General features: G+C 42.0%; 14 protein-coding genes, 4 tRNA genes and 2 rRNA genes. 4 read left to right on the forward strand and 16 right to left on the reverse strand.

Translation table 11 applies throughout. From position 1 onward, the window contains the following. The first annotated feature begins 191 nt into the window (after positions 1–191). Entirely contained in the window at positions 192–1,841 is a 1,650-nt protein-coding gene (gene gadC / locus GD631_RS02270; protein WP_143260185.1) for a glutamine/gamma-aminobutyrate antiporter GadC, read from the forward strand. A gap of 158 nt (positions 1,842–1,999) precedes the next feature. Here gadC and GD631_RS02275 read toward each other — a convergent pair whose 3' ends face one another. After that, the gene (locus GD631_RS02275) at positions 2,000–3,262 is read right to left on the reverse strand and encodes a sensor histidine kinase (protein ID WP_143260184.1); all 1,263 of its coding nucleotides are present in this window, start codon (positions 3,260–3,262) and stop codon (positions 2,000–2,002) included. 199 nt (positions 3,263–3,461) lie between these two features. Here GD631_RS02275 and GD631_RS02280 point away from each other — a divergent pair. The 3 genes from GD631_RS02280 (at position 3,462) to GD631_RS02290 (ending at position 5,368) form a co-directional block, all read left to right on the forward strand. Beyond that, a tRNA-Phe gene (locus GD631_RS02280) sits at positions 3,462–3,534 on the forward strand. 13 nt (positions 3,535–3,547) lie between these two features. Next, positions 3,548–3,620: transfer RNA gene (locus GD631_RS02285), tRNA-Pro, on the forward strand. Between the two features lie 110 nt (positions 3,621–3,730). Then, positions 3,731–5,368 carry an alpha-galactosidase D gene (locus GD631_RS02290; RefSeq protein ID WP_143260183.1) on the forward strand — a complete coding sequence of 546 codons (1,638 nt, stop codon included), beginning with the start codon at positions 3,731–3,733 and terminating at the stop codon, positions 5,366–5,368. A 68-nt stretch (positions 5,369–5,436) separates the two neighbouring features. On the opposite strand, the gene GD631_RS02295 is transcribed toward GD631_RS02290, so the two are convergent. The 15 genes from GD631_RS02295 to GD631_RS02365 form a co-directional block, all read right to left on the reverse strand. Next, the gene (locus GD631_RS02295) at positions 5,437–6,243 is read right to left on the reverse strand and encodes a hypothetical protein (protein WP_143260182.1); all 807 of its coding nucleotides are present in this window, start codon (positions 6,241–6,243) and stop codon (positions 5,437–5,439) included. Positions 6,244–6,253: 10 nt separating this feature from the next. Continuing rightward, the gene (locus GD631_RS02300; protein ID WP_008026532.1) at positions 6,254–6,622 is read right to left on the reverse strand and encodes a GntR family transcriptional regulator; all 369 of its coding nucleotides are present in this window, start codon (positions 6,620–6,622) and stop codon (positions 6,254–6,256) included. Positions 6,623–6,633: 11 nt separating this feature from the next. Continuing rightward, positions 6,634–7,491, reverse strand: coding sequence for a hypothetical protein (locus GD631_RS02305; RefSeq protein ID WP_143260181.1), 858 nt, complete (start codon positions 7,489–7,491; stop codon positions 6,634–6,636). Between the two features lie 6 nt (positions 7,492–7,497). Next, a complete protein-coding gene (locus GD631_RS02310) occupies positions 7,498–8,343 on the reverse strand; it encodes an ABC transporter ATP-binding protein (RefSeq protein ID WP_143260180.1) in 846 nt (281 codons plus the stop codon). Between the two features lie 173 nt (positions 8,344–8,516). Next, positions 8,517–9,983 (reverse strand): tetratricopeptide repeat protein, encoded by a 1,467-nt coding sequence (locus GD631_RS02315; protein ID WP_185911556.1) that lies wholly within the window; start codon positions 9,981–9,983, stop codon positions 8,517–8,519. A gap of 21 nt (positions 9,984–10,004) precedes the next feature. Next, positions 10,005–10,949, reverse strand: a complete 945-nt coding sequence (locus GD631_RS02320; protein WP_143260179.1) for a PstS family phosphate ABC transporter substrate-binding protein — start codon at positions 10,947–10,949, stop codon at positions 10,005–10,007. A 3-nt stretch (positions 10,950–10,952) separates the two neighbouring features. Continuing rightward, a complete protein-coding gene (locus GD631_RS02325; protein WP_143260178.1) occupies positions 10,953–11,768 on the reverse strand; it encodes an energy transducer TonB in 816 nt (271 codons plus the stop codon). Positions 11,769–11,794: 26 nt separating this feature from the next. Beyond that, positions 11,795–12,448: an ExbD/TolR family protein gene (locus GD631_RS02330; RefSeq protein WP_143260177.1), complete on the reverse strand. Its 654-nt coding sequence runs from the start codon at positions 12,446–12,448 to the stop codon at positions 11,795–11,797. Between the two features lie 15 nt (positions 12,449–12,463). Further along, complete coding sequence (locus tag GD631_RS02335; RefSeq protein WP_143260176.1) at positions 12,464–13,069, reverse strand: ExbD/TolR family protein; 606 nt, start codon at positions 13,067–13,069, stop codon at positions 12,464–12,466. Positions 13,070–13,102: 33 nt separating this feature from the next. Next, complete coding sequence (locus tag GD631_RS02340; protein WP_143260175.1) at positions 13,103–13,900, reverse strand: MotA/TolQ/ExbB proton channel family protein; 798 nt, start codon at positions 13,898–13,900, stop codon at positions 13,103–13,105. Between the two features lie 152 nt (positions 13,901–14,052). Further along, positions 14,053–14,493 (reverse strand): DUF8440 family protein, encoded by a 441-nt coding sequence (locus tag GD631_RS02345; RefSeq protein ID WP_143260174.1) that lies wholly within the window; start codon positions 14,491–14,493, stop codon positions 14,053–14,055. A 307-nt stretch (positions 14,494–14,800) separates the two neighbouring features. Then, positions 14,801–14,911, reverse strand: a 5S ribosomal RNA gene (gene rrf / locus GD631_RS02350). A 119-nt stretch (positions 14,912–15,030) separates the two neighbouring features. After that, positions 15,031–17,910 (reverse strand): 23S ribosomal RNA (locus GD631_RS02355). Positions 17,911–18,071: 161 nt separating this feature from the next. Continuing rightward, a tRNA-Ala gene (locus GD631_RS02360) sits at positions 18,072–18,145 on the reverse strand. 70 nt (positions 18,146–18,215) lie between these two features. Further along, positions 18,216–18,292, reverse strand: a tRNA-Ile gene (locus tag GD631_RS02365). Positions 18,293–18,445: the final 153 nt, after the last annotated feature.

An 18,445-nucleotide genomic window follows, 5' to 3' on the forward strand; every position in this document is an offset into this window, starting at 1 on the left:
TTCATATATAATTTAGATTGTTTAGAAACAATCGAGAAAAGTAATTGTTTCAAAACAGGTAAATCCAAGGTTACAATATCCCGTTCCGACGATGTTAATTAACGAACTTTGAAAGAGATTGCGGAAACATCTCACGCAAAATGTTGTTATAACACTGACTTTAAAATATTTTTCACTTAAAACCTTAACTTATGGCAAATATTAAAAATGCAGTGAAGCTGGGTGTGTTTACCCTTGCTATCATGAATGTTACGGCAGTAGTATCCTTGCGTGGACTACCAGCCGAGGCCGTATATGGAATGAGCTCGGCCTTCTATTATCTTTTTGCGGCTATTGTCTTTCTAATCCCTACATCGCTCGTTGCAGCCGAGCTGGCGGCGATGTTTCAGGATAAGCAGGGTGGTGTGTTCCGGTGGGTAGGCGAGGCCTACGGCAAGAAACTGGGATTCCTCGCCATCTGGGTGCAATGGATTGAAAGTACGATCTGGTATCCGACAGTATTAACGTTTGGTGCCGTATCTATCGCTTTTATCGGGATGAACGACGTACATGACATGTCACTGGCAAACAATAAGTATTATACGCTTATTGTAGTACTGATCATCTACTGGCTGGCCACTTTCATTTCTCTGAAAGGTATGAGCTGGGTAGGTAAAGTAGCCAAAGTCGGTGGTATGGTTGGTACCATTATTCCGGCTGGTCTGTTGATTATCTTAGGAATCATTTACCTGGCAACCGGCGGACAATCCAATATGGATTTCCACAGTAGCTTCATCCCCGACTTTACCAACTTTGATAATGTCGTTCTTGCTGCCAGTATCTTCTTGTTTTATGCTGGTATGGAAATGGGCGGTATCCACGTAAAAGACGTAGAGAACCCTTCTAAAAACTATCCGAAAGCCGTATTCATCGGTGCGCTGATCACAGTGCTGATCTTCGTTCTAGGTACTTTTGCATTAGGTGTGATTATCCCTGCTAAAGATATCAACCTGACTCAAAGCCTGCTCGTCGGTTTCGACAATTATTTCAAATATATTCATGCTTCCTGGTTGTCACCAATCATTGCCGTTGCCCTTGCTTTCGGTGTATTGGCTGGCGTATTGACATGGGTTGCCGGTCCGTCAAAAGGTATATTTGCCGTAGGTAAAGCTGGTTATATGCCTCCGTTCTTTCAGAAAACAAACAAACTGGGTGTACAGAAAAACATCTTACTCGTGCAGGGTATCGCTGTAACCATCTTAAGTTTGCTGTTTGTCGTTATGCCTTCCGTACAGAGTTTCTATCAGATTCTGTCACAGTTGACAGTTATTCTTTATCTGATTATGTATTTGTTGATGTTCTCCGGAGCTATCGCATTGCGTTATAAGATGAAGAAACTTAACCGTCCGTTCCGTATCGGTAAGTCCGGCAACGGTCTGATGTGGTTTGTTGGCGGTCTTGGTTTCTGCGGATCATTGCTTGCTTTCATCCTTAGCTTCATCCCGCCCAGCCAAATCTCTACCGGTAGCAACACCGTTTGGTTCTCCGTACTGATTATCGGTGCAATTATCGTCGTTATTGCTCCGTTCATCATCTACGCTTCCAAGAAACCGTCTTGGGTAGACCCGAATTCCAATTTCGAACCGTTCCATTGGGAAGTTCAGGCTCAACCTGCCACCGCAAACGTTAGTGCAAGCAGCGTTAATGCTCCCCGTCCTGCCAATGCAACTTCTGCACATACAGGAGGAGCAACCGGGGCAAGTACAGCTAAACCCGGCGCAACCGCTTCCGGTGGAAGTTCCTCTGCCAGCAAAGCATCTCCGGGAACCGGAGACAAAGATAAGGATGTACCTAAGTCGTAAAGACTAAACATTCATCTTGTTCATCAAGAAGTTCAAGACAATTCGAAAAGCCTTGAATTTATAAAATCACCCTCACTACAGTCAAGTGAACTGCACCCCAAAAGTCAGATTTAACACTTTTGAGATACACTTTACAACTGTAGTAAGGGCGATTTACTTTATAGGCCGGGCTTAATCAATTCCGGCTTAATCACCCGTGGCAACACAAAGCTGAAAGTGGATCCCCGGTTAATTTCCGAATCGAGTTCAAGATTTCCGCCCAGGTTTTGGATAATTGTTTGCGAAAGAGTCAGTCCAAGTCCCGTCCCCTGCATTTCACGATCGAGTTTTATGAAACGTGAGAATATCTTTTTCTGTTCTTCTTCCGGTATACCAATGCCGGTGTCGGACACAAAAAAGTAAATCTCGTCCGTGCTTTCCAGGCGGCAACCAAAACGAATTTCACCCGACGTGGTGAATTTCATCGCATTATGCAAGAGGTTAGACAATACCTGAATGATGCGTTCCCGTTCCGAATACATCATAATAGGTTCTACATGTGCCTCACAAATCAATTCCACCGACGAGTCATTCAATTTCATCTTAAATATTCCGTCCAACTCTCTCAATAAATCATTGACATCAAACTCCGTATAAACAAAATCAACTGTCCCCGATTCTATTTGAGAAAGATCGAAAATATCATTCACCAAGCGCAACAACCGTTCGTTATTCTCTACAATAATATCAGCATACATTTTTCTCTCCTCTTCACTGGATGCCGACACCATCAAACCGGAAAATCCGACAATAGCATTTAATGGCGTACGAACCTCGTGGCTCATATTAGCGATGAAGGCTGATTTCAATTTATCGGCAGAAATGGAATGTTCTCTTTCAATGGTCAGTAACCTTTGCGCATTCTTCAGTTCCGTCACATTATAAACAGTCAACACCATATAATCTTCGCCATGAATCTTCAGATAAGTACCCGATACCGATACATCGCAAGGAGTTACTGTCGTCTCATCCTCACTCAACAGCTTCATCGAAGCCTCCAGATTTTTAAAGCTTGCTTTCTTGTAAAAAGCCTTACCGATAGACGCACGAATACAACATAGTTTACACTGTTCATGCTGACCACATTCACCGGCTGTAATCGCGTTTCTACAATGCAACAAATCCCCCACTCTTTTTGTAACTCCACCTACCTGAACAGGCAGACGGTTCAAAGAATAATAATTAGTGTCACAGACTACCAAATCCTTATCAATCAATAAGAAGTAGGCATTGATGTTCTGCAAAACCAAAGCCAATTTTTTAAGTTCATTCTCTTTGTTTTCTTTCGAATGTACCTCTTTTTGGAGTGACTGGCACTTTGCCCACACATAAATAAAGGCAGCTAATAGAACTATTATAATAATAATTGCCAGTGATGACATAGGATTAGAGTGTTTATAATGTTTTGATAGTTTCAGTGCGTAAATTTATAAAATATGTTGCATAAATAATGGGTTATCTACATATTTATTCCAACAAAAATACATTTATATTTTCACCGGTCAGAATTTGGCGAAATTTTCCCGCTAAGTTATTGCGGTATTAAAAAATATACTTATCTTTGCACCCGCAAACGAGAAAGGTGCCATAGCTCAGTTGGTAGAGCAAAGGACTGAAAATCCTTGTGTCCCCGGTTCGATTCCTGGTGGCACCACTTCGTAAGCAATCGGAATGTAGCGCAGTTGGTAGCGCACTACGTTCGGGACGTAGGGGTCGGGCGTTCGAGTCGCCTCATTCCGACAAAATAAAGGGTAGCTTTCTGGAATACAGTAAGTTGCCCTTTATTTCTATTTACTCACCGGGACGAAATCGGGACGGCTATACAAAAGAAAACACCAACCTATTATATCATGAAAAACAGTATTTATCTCTTTACAGTAGCAGTAACTTCTTTTATGTGCATCAGCTGCACAAAGACTCAAACCACTCTTTCGGAAAATGAAAAGGCAGTCAATCCTCCTATCATGGGATGGAGTTCATGGAATGCGTTTCGTGTAGACATCAGTGAAGACATTATCAAAAATCAGGCTGACCTGATGGTGAAAAAAGGTCTGAAAGATGCCGGATATCATTATGTCAATATCGATGACGGCTATTTCGGAAAACGTGACGACAACGGAATTATGCTTGGAAATGAAAAACGGTTCCCGAACGGCATGAAACCGGTAGCGGATCATATTCACAGCCTGGGAATGAAAGCCGGCCTTTATACCGATGCAGGTAATAGTACGTGCGGTTCCATGTGGGACAATGACACAGCTGGTATAGGAGCAGGCATCTATGGACACGAACTGCAAGACGCCCAATTATACTTTGGCGATTGGGGGTTCGATTTTATCAAAATTGATTATTGCGGAGGAGACGCGCTGGGACTCAATGAAAAGGAACGCTACACCTCAATCCGGAACAGTATAGACAAAGTAAACAAAGATGTTTCCATCAATATCTGCCGATGGGCCTTCCCGGGCACTTGGGCTAAAGATGCAGCAACCTCCTGGCGTATCAGCGGGGATATTAACGCACATTGGGGCTCATTAAAATATGTAGTCGGCAAGAATCTTTACCTGTCTGCCTATGCCGGCAACGGACATTACAATGACATGGATATGATGGTTATCGGATTCCGTAACGACAGCAAAGTGGGCGGACAAGGTCTTACCCCGACAGAAGAAGAAGCTCATTTCGGTTTATGGTGTATCATGAGCTCTCCTTTGCTTATCGGATGTAACCTGGAAAACATACCAGACTCTTCTCTCGAACTGCTGAAAAATAAAGAATTGATTGCCCTCAACCAAGACCCGCTGGGCTTGCAGGCCTACGTAGCGCAACATGAAAATGAAGGTTATGTACTTGTGAAAGATATTGAGCAGAAACGTGGAAACGTACGTGCTGTGGCTCTCTACAATCCTTCCGATACCGTATGCAGTTTCTCCGTCCCGTTCTCTTCATTGGAATTTGGAGGAAACGTAAAAGTACGTGATCTCGTAAAACACAGCGATTTAGGCAACTTCTCCGATGCTTTCGAACAAACGCTTCCGGCACACAGCGCCATGTTCCTCCGCATGGAAGGCGAAACACGTCTGGAACCGACTTTGTACGAAGCGGAATGGGCTTACTTGCCTCTTTTCAACGACCTTGGTAAAAATCCTAAAGGTATTCTTTATGCCAATGACAAGGAAGCTTCCGGCAAAATGAAAGTAGGTTTCCTGGGTGGACAACCGGAAAATTATGCCGAATGGAAGGAAGTGTACAGCGGAGATGGCGGACGCTATAACATGACTATTCATTACTCCTACGGTAAAGGTCGCCAGATAGAATTGGATGTCAACGGTATTATTACCAAAATCGATTCTTTGGGTGAGGATAATAACCACAACGAAATCACAGTTCCCGTTGAGCTAAAAGCCGGTTACAACACCATTCGCATGGGTAATAGTTACAACTGGGCACCGGATATCGATTGCTTCACTTTGACAAAAGCATTATAATAACCATATAAAAAAGGAGTAAAATATGATAAATACATCTTTACTCCTTTTTTAATCTATATGCTAGTTTATTCTATCATCGTCACACAGGCTTTTTCGGTCAAAGTTACCTGTAATTTGGCATCATCCTTTTCAGGAATCCAAAACATACGTTTGCACTCTCCTTTTTGAAGTTTCACATTCCCATTGTGACCTGTCAAGTATTCCGTATCAATCCGACATTCTTGCACATTTACAGACCAATTATCCATCATATTCAGATTCAAATGCAGATTATTGATCTTACCACTCTGAAATTCCACATTCCTGCCACTCCTAGCAACATGCAAAGCTCTAAGATCGCACGAATCCACTTGCATAGAATTAGAAGTATTAATGGAAAGAGAATCCTTTGTCAAATTTTTAAGAGCTATATCCTGCATGTAAATATCATTGATAATACATTCCACCTCTTGCGTCAGATTCAGTTGCATGTCTCCCGTTATCATCGCCACATATCTGGATTCCTTTAACTCTTGCAGGAGTTTATCCAGCGGATAGTCCAAAAGAATTTTCAACGTATCCCCCATGACGGTCATTTTCAGATAGTCATTTACTTTCTGCGAACAGGAAAATTCATTTTTCTCTCCTTTTGAAGGCAGCACTCGCAAAAAAGAATTTGCCAGCCAGACACTACATTCTTCTGTATGCATCTCCGTTTGAGCAAGCCATATTACCCGGCAAGCCGGGATTTCTTTGGTTAGCTGCTCTCCTTGCAGATTTATTTGATTGGAAAAGTGCGGCCTCCCCAGACAATACATCACAAACATTCCGCCTACCAGCACACAAAGTCCGGCTACAAAAAGCCCAATTAATATATAAGTTGTACGTTTCATAATATTTGTTTTACTTTTCTTTTTTACAAAATTCCCGGTACATATCGGTTATCTCTTTGATAGGAATATCCAGTGTCTTAATCTGCTTGAAAAAATAATCCAGTTCTTCTTTCAAAAAAGTATTCTTTCGCAAAGAATGAATCAGTTCCCTTGCACCGGTAGAGACAAAATAACCAATGCCGCGTTTATTATAAATAATATTCTGTGACTGGAGATAATCAAATGAGCGCATCACTGTATTGGCATTTACTTCCACAATAGCGGCATATTCTCTGACAGAAGGGATGCGTTCCTCTTCCCCAAATTGCCCCAGAAGTATCTCATCACAGATCCTATCAGCGATCTGCAGATAAATAGCTTTACTTTCTTTAAAATTCATAGGCTAGAGTATTACATACGTTGAATAATCTCGGACTCCTTAAAACGAAAAAAGGCAAGTACCCAATTAACCAATGCAAAAAACATAAAGGCTATGGTTCCCAGAGTGAAAACTTGTTGCTCCGTGAAAAAAGAAAAAATATAGCCGTAATCTTTATTGTTGTTTCCATGAAATAGCATATTACCCGTCAACATTCCCATCAATACATAAATCAGAACAATGATTGTAACCGAAACAAAAGTTTTAAGAAAAGAGTTCTTCGGCCAAACAGAACTACCTAATACGAACAATGACTGCACAAAGCAATATATAGAAAGGACTAATATCAACTGATACGTTTCATTGAATAAAAACCACCGTTTCCCGCTACCGACTAAATCTCCCAGATTGACAGGGAGTATCACCTCTTTTACCTCCGGATAGATAAGCGAATAAACCATTACTCTTGTATAATCAGCCAATTTAAAAGCAATCAAAAAAACAACTAAAAATACGATAGTTGATACCAGCCAACGGGAAAAAAACTTCTCGAAAGGAGTGGACGGTGTCATTAATGTGGATAGCCGACTAGTCTTATTCTTCATCTTCTCCATCACCAGCGATGCACTTAAGCACCCGAAAACAAATAGAAACCACAAAAAAGCCATCAATATAAATCCCCATGCAGGATCGGCATTTGCATTTGTATGACGAATAAAATAAGCAGAATCGTGATACCTGTATTGAAAATATCCGTTCCAAACCAATACCACTGCCATCACTCCATACATCAACACCATACGAAGCACATTCGATCTCCAATTCTCTACCATCTCCTTACGGCAAAGATTCATAAAACGAGGCAAACTGAAAAAAGTATCTTTTATCATCGTCTTTTATTTTTGAGTGTGAAACAATCGGGCTATCTCTTCAGGAGCCGCCAGCGTAGCATTAAAAAGAAGTTCCAGGTTTAATTCCGATTCTTCCTGTTCTTCGTTAGGAAGTATCAGGTAATTTCCCTGGATAGTAGGGATTGCGAAAAGAGCACTTTTCGCCAATTCCCGATCGTCACTCTCCACAAAGAAAAGCTTGTCGCAAATATTACTTGTAGATTCATCCAGCAATACACAGCTGTCGTCCATAATCAATACATGATCGAGCACCTTATCGATGTCACGAACCTGATGCGTAGAAATTACAATCGTCTTATCATCCGACATACCCGATGCGATAAACTTACGGAACTGACTTTTGCCGGGAATGTCCAATCCGTTGGTCGGCTCGTCCATCAACAAAAGAGAAGTGTTTGTAGCAAGCGCAAAGCTCATGAATACTTTCTTTTTCTGTCCCATAGAAAGTGATCCGAGATCAATATCTATATCCATCTCAAAATAATGGAGATATTTAATCATCTCTTCCTTGCTGAAACGGGGATAAAAAGGACTGTTCAACTCCACATAGCTGACCAAAGAGACTGAAGGTAATTCAAACTCTTCGGGGACTAAAAACATATCCTGTAAAGTAATCGGTAACCGACGGCGCACATCTGTATCGTGAAACACCACTTTGCCGTTTTTAGGAGTCAATAACCCGGACATCAGATAGAGAAGAGTAGACTTTCCCGCGCCATTCTTTCCCAACAGGCCATATACCCTGCCGGACTCGAATGAAAGCGAAAAATCATGTAGTACCGCACGCTTCGATTTACGATAAGTAAATGAAAGATTTTCTACTGTAATCATAGTATTTCTGTTTAATGAATAATGATCTTTTAGTGTATTAGTGTAATAGTACACCACAAAAGTAGATAATCTTTTGAATATTCCAATAGAAAAGGGAAAAAAAGTGCCAAAAAAAGGAGGAGCTAAGATCACTCTCCACTCCTCCTGTCACGACAAACAACTAAAATTATTCACTATTTGATGCCGTCCAATGCCCTTTTAGCAGTAGCATTAGCGGGGTCTATAGCCAGAATTTTATTCCAGTATTCTATGGATTTATCTTTATTAGCCCTTGCTTCGGCCTTCAATGCCGGATTCTCGATCGCTAACAAATAGTAATATCCAAGATAACTGTAGCATTCAACCAAAGCTGAATTGTAATGAGGATCGTTTTTGCTTTCCAATAAAGCAGCCACTTCCTCATAGAAAGGTTTCGCAAGTCCTTGAGTGGTTTCAGGGTCAAGTGCGGAATTGGCACGTGCTCTCCAGAAGTTACCCAAATAGCTGTCCGGTGCTGCTTCCGCAATTGCATGGAAAACAGAATCAGCGGACATCAATGCCTGCTTGCGTTCTTCAACAGTGATTGTCAATGAATCAGGTTGCGTACCAGCACCGTAATAAAGTCTACCAAACTGGAATTGTAAGTCCGGAGTCTGTTTTTCTTTATCAAGAGATGAATAATATTTCTGGTAAGCACTGATTGCTTTTTTATAATCATTTTTCTGTTCGTAAGCTGAAGAGATATTTTTATATAAATCCGTCTTTGTCGGCTCCATCTTCACCGCTTTCTCATATTGTATTACTGCGTCATCATATTTTTTCAGACTTTCCAACAAGTGTCCATAATACATATAATCCAAATAAGAATAATCGGCTTTTTCACATTCATTGAAGAAGATGTTCGCTGCTTTTATCGCTTCATCAAAACGCTTCAAGTCAGTATAGTTATACATTGCCAGACGATTGAACGCAGCATGATGGACATTCTTTTGTAATCCCATATTAGCCACTTCGAGCGATTTCTCAAAATCATGGTTCAAAAATAAAGCAAACGCATACTTCACTAAGTCTTCTTCTGTGGCAGTAGGTCCCATTGCAAAATTCGCATAAGATTCCACCGCTTTGCTAAAATCATTTTTTAAATAATAAATCTCGGCTAGTTTTTTGTCTACGGCTGTGTTGGACGGTTCCAGGGCCTTCAATTGGTTCAGCTTTTCAATGGCAAGATTTGCATTGGCTGACTTATAAACATCTGCATATTTCAGATAAGCTTCCGTACATTTCGGATCGAAATAAATCGCCTCTTCATATTTTTGAGAAGCAAGACCTCCGTTTTTCTGTTTCATGGCGATATTTCCCTCCAATACAGAAGCAAGAGCTGATTTACCATTCGCTTTTCTGGCAAGAGTTGCATATTCTTGCGCTTCGGGAAGTTTGTCAGCATCCAGATATGCGTTTCCGATAGCTACCAAAAGTTCCACATTCTTTTTATTCTTTCCTTTAATCAGATGTTCGGCTTCTTCAGCAGCCTGTGCCGGATTCGTCTGAATAGTTCCTTTCAATTTTGCAACTTCCGCCTGCCATTCGGCATCGGTTGATTGCGCACAGAGCGACCCTACTGCTATAAACGCTCCAGCTAAAAACATTTGTACTCGTTTCATGATAGTCTCTAATTTTAGTTATTATTCGTCTTTCACGTGGACAATACGCACCGGCTGTGTAGCCGGAACAAGTCCGGATTTTAATATAATCCGCTGCCCCTTGTCGGATGTCATAAAAGAAGCAAATCCCCAAGGCAGCCCACTGCGAGGATCATTCAGTAATGCATAAATAGATCGTGCCAACGGATAATTACCATAGAACAGGTAAGCCTGATAAGGTTTATAACTGTTAGCCGGAGTTGCTATATCCTCTGCACTCACTGACATCACTTTGATCTCTTCGCGAAAAGAAAGATTGGTTGTATCACTGCGGTTCCCCAACCAGTTAACTCCAATAACTCCCATAGCATCGGGATTTTTCGCTACATAATCTATCACTTGCTGGTTGGTTTTCAAGGCACTGACGTTACCTTCTGCCAACGGTTTTCCACTACAGATTGAGTCTATTGCAAAACGTACGGTACTGGAGTTCTTATTATCGAACACCACCTGAATCCCTTTCAACCGGGAATCCGGATTTACATCTTTCCAGTTTTTCACCTCACCGGTGAGGATGCGGCGGAAATCACGTACACTCAACAAAGAATCCGGATTAGCACGATTCACAATCAATGCCAAACCATCCGTAGCCAATTTTATCTCGCGAGGGAAAAATTTACGGCTGTGGAATGAATTCATTTCTTCCTTAGTCAGTGTCCGGGTTGCAATAGCCAACCGGACACTGTCTTTCAGAAGTAAATTTATCGCTTCCACTTCAGTAGTGTAGCGAGGGACAATCCCGGCCAAAGGGTACAGGTTTTCAAACACCTCTATCTCTTCTTGTATGATAGGTTCGAAACTTTCATCCGCCGCGATCGTTACCACGCCGGAAGAATAAGTATCCGTCGGCCCTTTCGATTTCGAGTTACAAGCACTCAACAGCACCAGCGCAACGATTCCTATCAGCCTAAATTGTCTCTTCATCATTTTTTATTGTAGTTTAAACATTACCGGAACGGTGAACTTCACACGTACCGCTTTTCCATTCTGTTTACCAGGGAGCCATTTCGGCATGCTTTTTACCACGCGCACAGCTTCCTTATCCAGATAAGGGTCTACACCACGCGCCACACGTACATCAGAAATAGAACCATCACGTTCAACAACGAACTGTATGATAACGCGACCTTGTGTTCCATTCTCCTGTGCAATAGTCGGATATTTGATGTTCTTACCCAGATATGCCATCAACTCCTGTTGACCACCAGGAAACGTCGGCATCTGTTCTACCATATCGAAAACCTTTTCCGGTTCCGGTGCAGCCTGTGTTACCACCTGCTTAAGGTCAGCGATATCTTTACCATTTGCCTCGTCATTACCTTTTACGTCGGCAATAGAGATAGATACTTTAGTAGCATTCAAATCTTCCTGGCTCTTGATCTCATCATCCTCATGCACCTCTTCATCTTTCTTAATGACAGGGGCAGTAAACTTAATAGAACTTTTCAACGCAGGAGGAGGAGGCGCAACCGGTTCAACCCGTTTCATCTCTTCCTGTTTAATTTCCGGTTCTTCCAATTTCGACAAAGTAGTAACCTCTGTCATCACTTCTTTCTGTTCCGGAGTAGCCAACTTAAGCAACGTAGGGATGCTAAATCCAACTGCTGCTATGATTACCACAATCAACATTGCGACATTGTGTCGTTTTGTCGAATTGGCACGCATTTTATATGCGCCATATGCTTGGTTCTTGCCTTCAAAAATCAGTTGACACCATTCCGAAGAAGCTAAATCTAATTTTGCCATTTTACTTTTCTTTTTTGGGTGTTACATCAATTACCGGCTAAGTTCTGTGACAATTCACCTTTCGCATCGTAATTCTTCATCAAGAATTCATCAGCTTCTGCAATGTCTGTTATCACATATTTACCAATATTACATATCTGCATTTCGTCCAGCGCGTCAATCAGATTCATATAAGAAGCATCATCCGTAGCTTTGATAATTACGGTCGGTGTATCCTTTCCGCTCTTTATCTCAGCAACCTGCTTCTTAAATTCATCCTCCGTTATCTTAAGATCCAGTTTCTGTTGTTTCAATTCTCTTACTTTATTGACAGCAACAGCATTTTTCTGAAGGAGTACGGCACGTAGTCCATCTGCGCCGTAACTAGTTTCTTTCAAGGAGGTATAATCCTTGTAGTTAGGCTCTCCCTCATAATAATAAAGTTTATTATCAGCCCCTAGCAATAATGTAATTGCTTGTGAAGCCTTCACCATACTCTTCTGATTTTCAGTTAAATCTTTGTCATTACTCGGCATACTTATTTCCATCGTCTGAGGTTTGCTCAGTGTGGTACAAAGCATAAAGAAAGTAATCAGCAACATGTTCATATCCACCATCGGTGTAAAGTCCACTCGGACAGATATTTTCTTTTGTTTGCTTTTTCCTCTTTTTCCACCGCTCTCTTGTACTTCAGCACTCATTGTATTTCCTCCTTTTTAATTTTCAGATTCTGCTTTGAGAGAAGTAATCAGATTATACCGATTTTCCCGCAGATCCTGAAGTGAGTTCATAACGTTCTTTATCACTGAGTATGGAGTCTTAGCGTCTGCCTTGATAGCAATACGTAGATCAGCATTGGCAGTACGTGCATTACGCACCCACGACTTAAACTGATTATCAACACTATCACATGGAATGCCTTCATTCTTAAGGATCTTATCCCGTTGATCTTCGGGGAGATCAAGATATTTCTGCATACTTCTGATAGGCACTCCAAAAGTAGAAGACAACATAAATCTCTTCTCTTGCTCCGGAGTAAACTTAATGCCATACTCTTCACCCATGCTCTCCAAGACAGCCTGCATATCCTGCTGCTTGTCGAGGCTCATAAATATTTTTCCTTCCGGATCAACCAGAATCTGGAGTACATTAGTCTCCGGAATCTTGATTTCCGATACGGAAGCCGGAGTGGTAACTTGTACCGGTTCCTTTTTCACAAATGTTGATGTCAACATAAAGAAAGTCAGAAGCAATACAGTAACGTCACTCATAGCGGTCATATCTATGAACGTACTTTTCTTTTTAATTTGCGCTCTACCCATGATTAATAATAGATTTTATAAGGGTTCGCAGAATTAGTGAGTAGCAGCAAAAGTTTGCACGATAGAGAATCCGACTTCGTCAAGTCCGTAAGTCAATTTATCAATTTTGTTAGTGTAATAGTTGTAAGAGATAACAGCCAATGCACCAGTCAAGATACCGAAAGCTGTGTTGATCAAAGCTTCAGAGATACCTTGAGACAAAGCCATAGAGTCAGCACCACCACCAGCAGACAAAGCAGCAAATGAACGGATCATACCGATTACAGTACCAAGCAATCCCATCAATGTACCCAAGGTAGTGATGGTAGCGATAATTGGAAGATTTTGTTGCATCATAGGCATTTCTAAAGCTGTAGCTTCTTCAAGTTCTTTCTGGATAGCTAGCAGCTTCTGTTCTTTAGGAAGAGAGGTATTCTTTTCCATTTCCTCATACTTGCGCAAAGTAGAAGTTACTACGTTAGCAACAGAACCACGTTGTTTATCACAGATCTCCTGTGCTTTCTTCATGTCACCAGCAGCTAAAGCATCTTTGATGTTAGCTACAAACTTAGACAATGAGCCTTTACCGAAAGCAGAACGAAGAGCGAAATAACGCTCAATGCTCAGAGCAAGAACGGTTAACAACAATGTCTGGATAATAGGCACGATAACCCCACCTTTGTAAATAGTACCCAACATATTCAACGGATGATTGTTCGGGTCATTGTTCATAAAGTTGGATGGATTCCCTAATAGGAACTGATAGATACACACAGCTATTACTAAACAGCAGATGATTACGATACCGGCATTCTTTATACCTACAACTTGAGTTTTTTTAGTAGTTTCCATAATAAGTTTTTTGTTAAGAAATTAATTTTAGTTATTTAGGAAGTAAAAATTTCGATTAGACACACTGCGCTACAGACCCTGCAACTTTTAAAAGGAAAAAGTCACACAGTTCATACAGAGTACGAAAAAAAACGGATAATAGGGGAAATAAACTAAATAAGGATACGTCTTAGAGCGAACACGTAGTAGTCGCTACACGTAATGGAGTAATGTGGATCCTTATCCGAATAAAATGATTTACTTTGATCTAATACTAAAGAATTTTCTCTTAACACGAGAAACTTATGTATAACGTCTTTTAAGGAGTCATTGATTTCAATGATTCTACGCAGGCGATAATTATTAGAGTTTGATTCAGTTACTAATTTAAATCCTAATTCTACATCAGAAATAGTTAATGACTGCGAGTTATCATAACTGACCGACTGATTATCTACAAAAGAATTACGATTAACATCAGAAGATGATTCTGACAGTTGACAAGAGGCCTCACTGTTTGAAGCATAAGCCGAAAAATTCATAGCATTTCCACCCATGCTAAAAGATAGCATCAGCAGAACAAAAGCTAATATGAATTTCGGCGAAAGTTTCATTGTATTTTTAGTTGTTTTATTCGTCCATTATAGATTCAGCAACAAATGTAGCAATTAAATGCATACATATATCATTGTTTACATCATTTAAACATAAAAATTTGTCTCTACTATTAAGAACAAGTTGCAAAGTGTTTTGTTCTAGGGAACATTATTTTAATTTGTTAAAAAAAGCATCTCTATTGAACAAACGATTATGAGGTTTGCATCTGCTAAAAAGGACGGTATAAATACCAGAGGTTATCTTCTCTTCTGGTTTAAAAACAGAAAGCCCCTTGATTCTTAGTTGAATCAAGGGGCTTCTTAAAAACGGCGGCTACCTACTCTCCCACTGTTACGCAGTACCATCGGCGTGACGAGGCTTAACTTCTCTGTTCGGAATGGGAAGAGGTGGAACCCTCGTGCTATAACCACCTGAATAAGGTTATGACATGATGAAAAGTAAAATCGAAAGTATTACTATTATGTTTCTGTTTGCTGTTTCCAGTTTCCGTATCAGTAATCCGCTAAACGTATATACCCAACCGGTACATATTTGAAAGAAAGTGAACGGGCAATTAGTAATGCTCGGCTTTGATGTTACCACCTTTACACCTGCATCCTATCAACGTCATCGTCTTTGACGACCCTAAGAAATCTAATCTTGTGGCTGGCTTCGTACTTAGATGCTTTCAGCACTTATCCAATCCCGACTTAGATACCCAGCAATGCACCTGGCGGCACAACTGGTAAACCAGCGGTCAGTCCAACACGGTCCTCTCGTACTAGTGTCAGAGCCACGCAAATTTCATACGCCCACGATAGATAGAGACCGAACTGTCTCACGACGTTCTGAACCCAGCTCGCGTGCCACTTTAATGGGCGAACAGCCCAACCCTTGGGACCTTCTCCAGCCCCAGGATGTGACGAGCCGACATCGAGGTGCCAAACCCCTCCGTCGATATGAGCTCTTGGGAGGGATCAGCCTGTTATCCCCGGAGTACCTTTTATCCTTTGAGCGATGTCCCTTCCATACGGAAACACCGGATCACTATGCTCTAGTTTCCTACCTGATCGACTTGTCTGTCTCCCAGTCAAGCGCCCTTATGCCATTACACTCTACGGACGGTTACCAATCGTCCTGAGGGCACCTTTAGAAGCCTCCGTTACACTTTTGGAGGCGACCACCCCAGTCAAACTACCCACCAAACAGTGTCCCCGCAACCACGGGTTAGAACTCAAATAATCAAAGGGCCGTATTTCAACAGCGACTCCACAAATACTGGCGTACCTGCTTCGAAGTCTCCGGCCTATCCTACACATCAATTACCCAAATTCAATGTTAAGCTATAGTAAAGGTTCACGGGGTCTTTTCGTCCCATCGCGGGTAATCGGCATCTTCACCGATACTACAATTTCACTGAGCTCACGGTTGAGACAGTGTCCAGATCATTACACCATTCGTGCAGGTCGGAACTTACCCGACAAGGAATTTCGCTACCTTAGGACCGTTATAGTTACGGCCGCCGTTTACTGGGGCTTCAATTCAATGCTTCTCTTGCGATGACATCTCCTCTTAACCTTCCAGCACCGGGCAGGTGTCAGGCTGTATACGTAATCTTTCAATTTAGCACAGCCCTGTGTTTTTGTTAAACAGTTGCCTGGACCTATTCTCTGCGCCCAACTCTCGTTGGGACCCTTTATCCCGAAGTTACAGGGTCAATTTGCCTAGTTCCTTAACCGTGAATCACTCAAGCGCCTTAGTATATTCAACCCGACTACGTGTGTCCGTTTGCGGTACGGGTACCTTAAAGATTAAGTTTAGCGGATTTTCTTGGGAGTATGCTTACACGCACTATTACCGTTTCCCGAAGGAATTGGTATACTATCAGGTTCGACTCTCTTTGTGGATTTGCCTGCAAAGATCAACATCTACACCCTTCAACGGACTATTCCGTCAGTCCGCGGCGTTGTCACGACTCCGTCTCCACGTCACTCCTTAAGGTAGTACAGGAATATTAACCTGTTCTGCCATCGGCCTCACCGTTCGGCTGAGCCTTAGGACCCGACTAACCCTGATCCGATTAGCGTTGATCAGGAAACCTTAGTCTTTCGGCGAGGGGGTTTCTCACCCCCTTTATCGTTACTTATACCTACATTTGCTTTTCCACACGCTCCAGCAAAGCTCACGCTTCACCTTCGACGCAGAGTGGAATGCTCCCCTACCGATCATTACTGATCCCATAGCTTCGGTAAATTGCTTGATGCCCGATTATTATCCACGCCAAACTCCTCGACTAGTGAGCTGTTACGCACTCTTTAAATGAATGGCTGCTTCCAAGCCAACATCCTAGCTGTCTTAGCAATCTGACTTCGTTAGTTCAACTTAGCAATTATTTCGGGACCTTAGCTGATGGTCTGGATTCTTCTCCTTTAGGACATGGACCTTAGCACCCATGCCCTCACTCCTGTGATCGAACTACTGCGCATTCGGAGTTTATCAAGACTTGATAGGCGGTGAAGCCCTCGCATCTTATCAGTCGCTCTACCTCACAGTAGTAATTCCCAAGGCTGCACCTAAATGCATTTCGGGGAGTACGAGCTATCTCCAAGTTTGATTAGCCTTTCACCCCCACCCTCAGTTCATCCGGAAGCTTTTCAACGCTTATCGGTTCGGTCCTCCAGTTAGTGTTACCTAACCTTCAACCTGACCAAGGGTAGATCACTTGGTTTCGCGTCTACTCCTTCCGACTAGTCGCCCTGTTCAGACTCGCTTTCGCTTCGGCTACACATTTTGAAATGCTTAACCTTGCCGGAAAAAGTAACTCGTAGGTTCATTATGCAAAAGGCACGCCGTCACTTCTTACGAAGCTCCGACCGCTTGTAGGCGCACGGTTTCAGGGACTATTTCACTCTTCTATTCGAAGTGCTTTTCACCTTTCCTTCACAGTACTGGTTCGCTATCGGTCTCTCGGGAGTATTTAGCCTTACCGGATGGTCCCGGCAGATTCACGCAAGATTCCTCGTGTCCCGCGCTACTCAGGATACCACTACGCTTCGTTTAGCTTCGAATACCGGACTATCACCGTCTATGGTTTCATTTTCCAAAGAATTCTTCTCACTAAATGTCTTGCGATATCGTGGTCCTACAACCCCAATATTGCCGTAACAACATTGGTTTGGGCTAATCCCCGTTCGCTCGCCACTACTAGGGGAATCATTATTATTTTCTTTTCCTGCAGGTACTAAGATGTTTCAGTTCCCTGCGTTAGCCTCTTGCTATGCAAGATGTCATTCCTTCAGAATGACGGGTTGTCCCATTCGGAAATCTTCGGATCAAAGGTTATTTGCACCTACCCGAAGCTTATCGCAGCTTATCACGTCCTTCATCGCCTCCGAGAGCCAAGGCATCCGCCATGCGCCCTTGCTTACTTTCTTTCAAACGTTTTATTCTTGTATTGGTACTGACGTTGGAATTGCTCCCAGCTATCAATATTGCATACTCGAACACGTACGGTTTGATATATACTTTTAGCTCTTACTTTTAATTTTACTTTTTGTACATCATGTCAAAGATCGTTTTCTCTTTTCAGAGAGAGTGGAGAATAACGGATTCGAACCGTTGACCCTCTGCGTGCAAGGCAGATGCTCTAGCCAGCTGAGCTAATCCCCCAAGAGGTTGTTCAAGAATATCGTTTTTTAGCTTTCAGCTTTCAGCTTTCGCTGTTCCTCATTCTTGAGCTTGGTAGTCCCAGGCAGAGTTGAACTGCCGACCTCTACATTATCAGTGTAGCGCTCTAACCAACTGAGCTATAGGACTAGTTCAACCTTGTCTACCTGTGCGTTAGACTCGGCTTCTTTTTTCTCTTGTTTATCTCTATCTATACTTCTATAGATGGTTGATCTATATATTATAAATAAACAAGTACCAGTAGTACAAAAAACAGAACCTTTAAAGTCATTATTTTTAACG

It is taken from the genome of Bacteroides luhongzhouii, from assembly GCF_009193295.2.
In the GTDB taxonomy this organism is placed as follows: Bacteria; Bacteroidota; Bacteroidia; order Bacteroidales; family Bacteroidaceae; genus Bacteroides; species Bacteroides luhongzhouii.

Coding starts and splice junctions, on each gene's coding strand:
- GD631_RS02300 (WP_008026532.1), bottom strand. CDS start 6,622: ATGAATTTTAAAGAAAGTAAAGCTATTTATCTGCAGATCGCTGATAGG.
- GD631_RS02340 (WP_143260175.1), bottom strand. CDS start 13,900: ATGGAAACTACTAAAAAAACTCAAGTTGTAGGTATAAAGAATGCCGGT.
- GD631_RS02290 (WP_143260183.1), top strand. CDS start 3,731: ATGAAAAACAGTATTTATCTCTTTACAGTAGCAGTAACTTCTTTTATG.
- GD631_RS02325 (WP_143260178.1), bottom strand. CDS start 11,768: ATGGCAAAATTAGATTTAGCTTCTTCGGAATGGTGTCAACTGATTTTT.
- GD631_RS02310 (WP_143260180.1), bottom strand. CDS start 8,343: ATGATTACAGTAGAAAATCTTTCATTTACTTATCGTAAATCGAAGCGT.
- gadC (WP_143260185.1), top strand. CDS start 192: ATGGCAAATATTAAAAATGCAGTGAAGCTGGGTGTGTTTACCCTTGCT.
- GD631_RS02305 (WP_143260181.1), bottom strand. CDS start 7,491: ATGATAAAAGATACTTTTTTCAGTTTGCCTCGTTTTATGAATCTTTGC.
- GD631_RS02320 (WP_143260179.1), bottom strand. CDS start 10,949: ATGATGAAGAGACAATTTAGGCTGATAGGAATCGTTGCGCTGGTGCTG.
- GD631_RS02345 (WP_143260174.1), bottom strand. CDS start 14,493: ATGAAACTTTCGCCGAAATTCATATTAGCTTTTGTTCTGCTGATGCTA.
- GD631_RS02315 (WP_185911556.1), bottom strand. CDS start 9,983: ATGAAACGAGTACAAATGTTTTTAGCTGGAGCGTTTATAGCAGTAGGG.
- GD631_RS02295 (WP_143260182.1), bottom strand. CDS start 6,243: ATGAAACGTACAACTTATATATTAATTGGGCTTTTTGTAGCCGGACTT.
- GD631_RS02335 (WP_143260176.1), bottom strand. CDS start 13,069: ATGGGTAGAGCGCAAATTAAAAAGAAAAGTACGTTCATAGATATGACC.
- GD631_RS02275 (WP_143260184.1), bottom strand. CDS start 3,262: ATGTCATCACTGGCAATTATTATTATAATAGTTCTATTAGCTGCCTTT.
- GD631_RS02330 (WP_143260177.1), bottom strand. CDS start 12,448: ATGAGTGCTGAAGTACAAGAGAGCGGTGGAAAAAGAGGAAAAAGCAAA.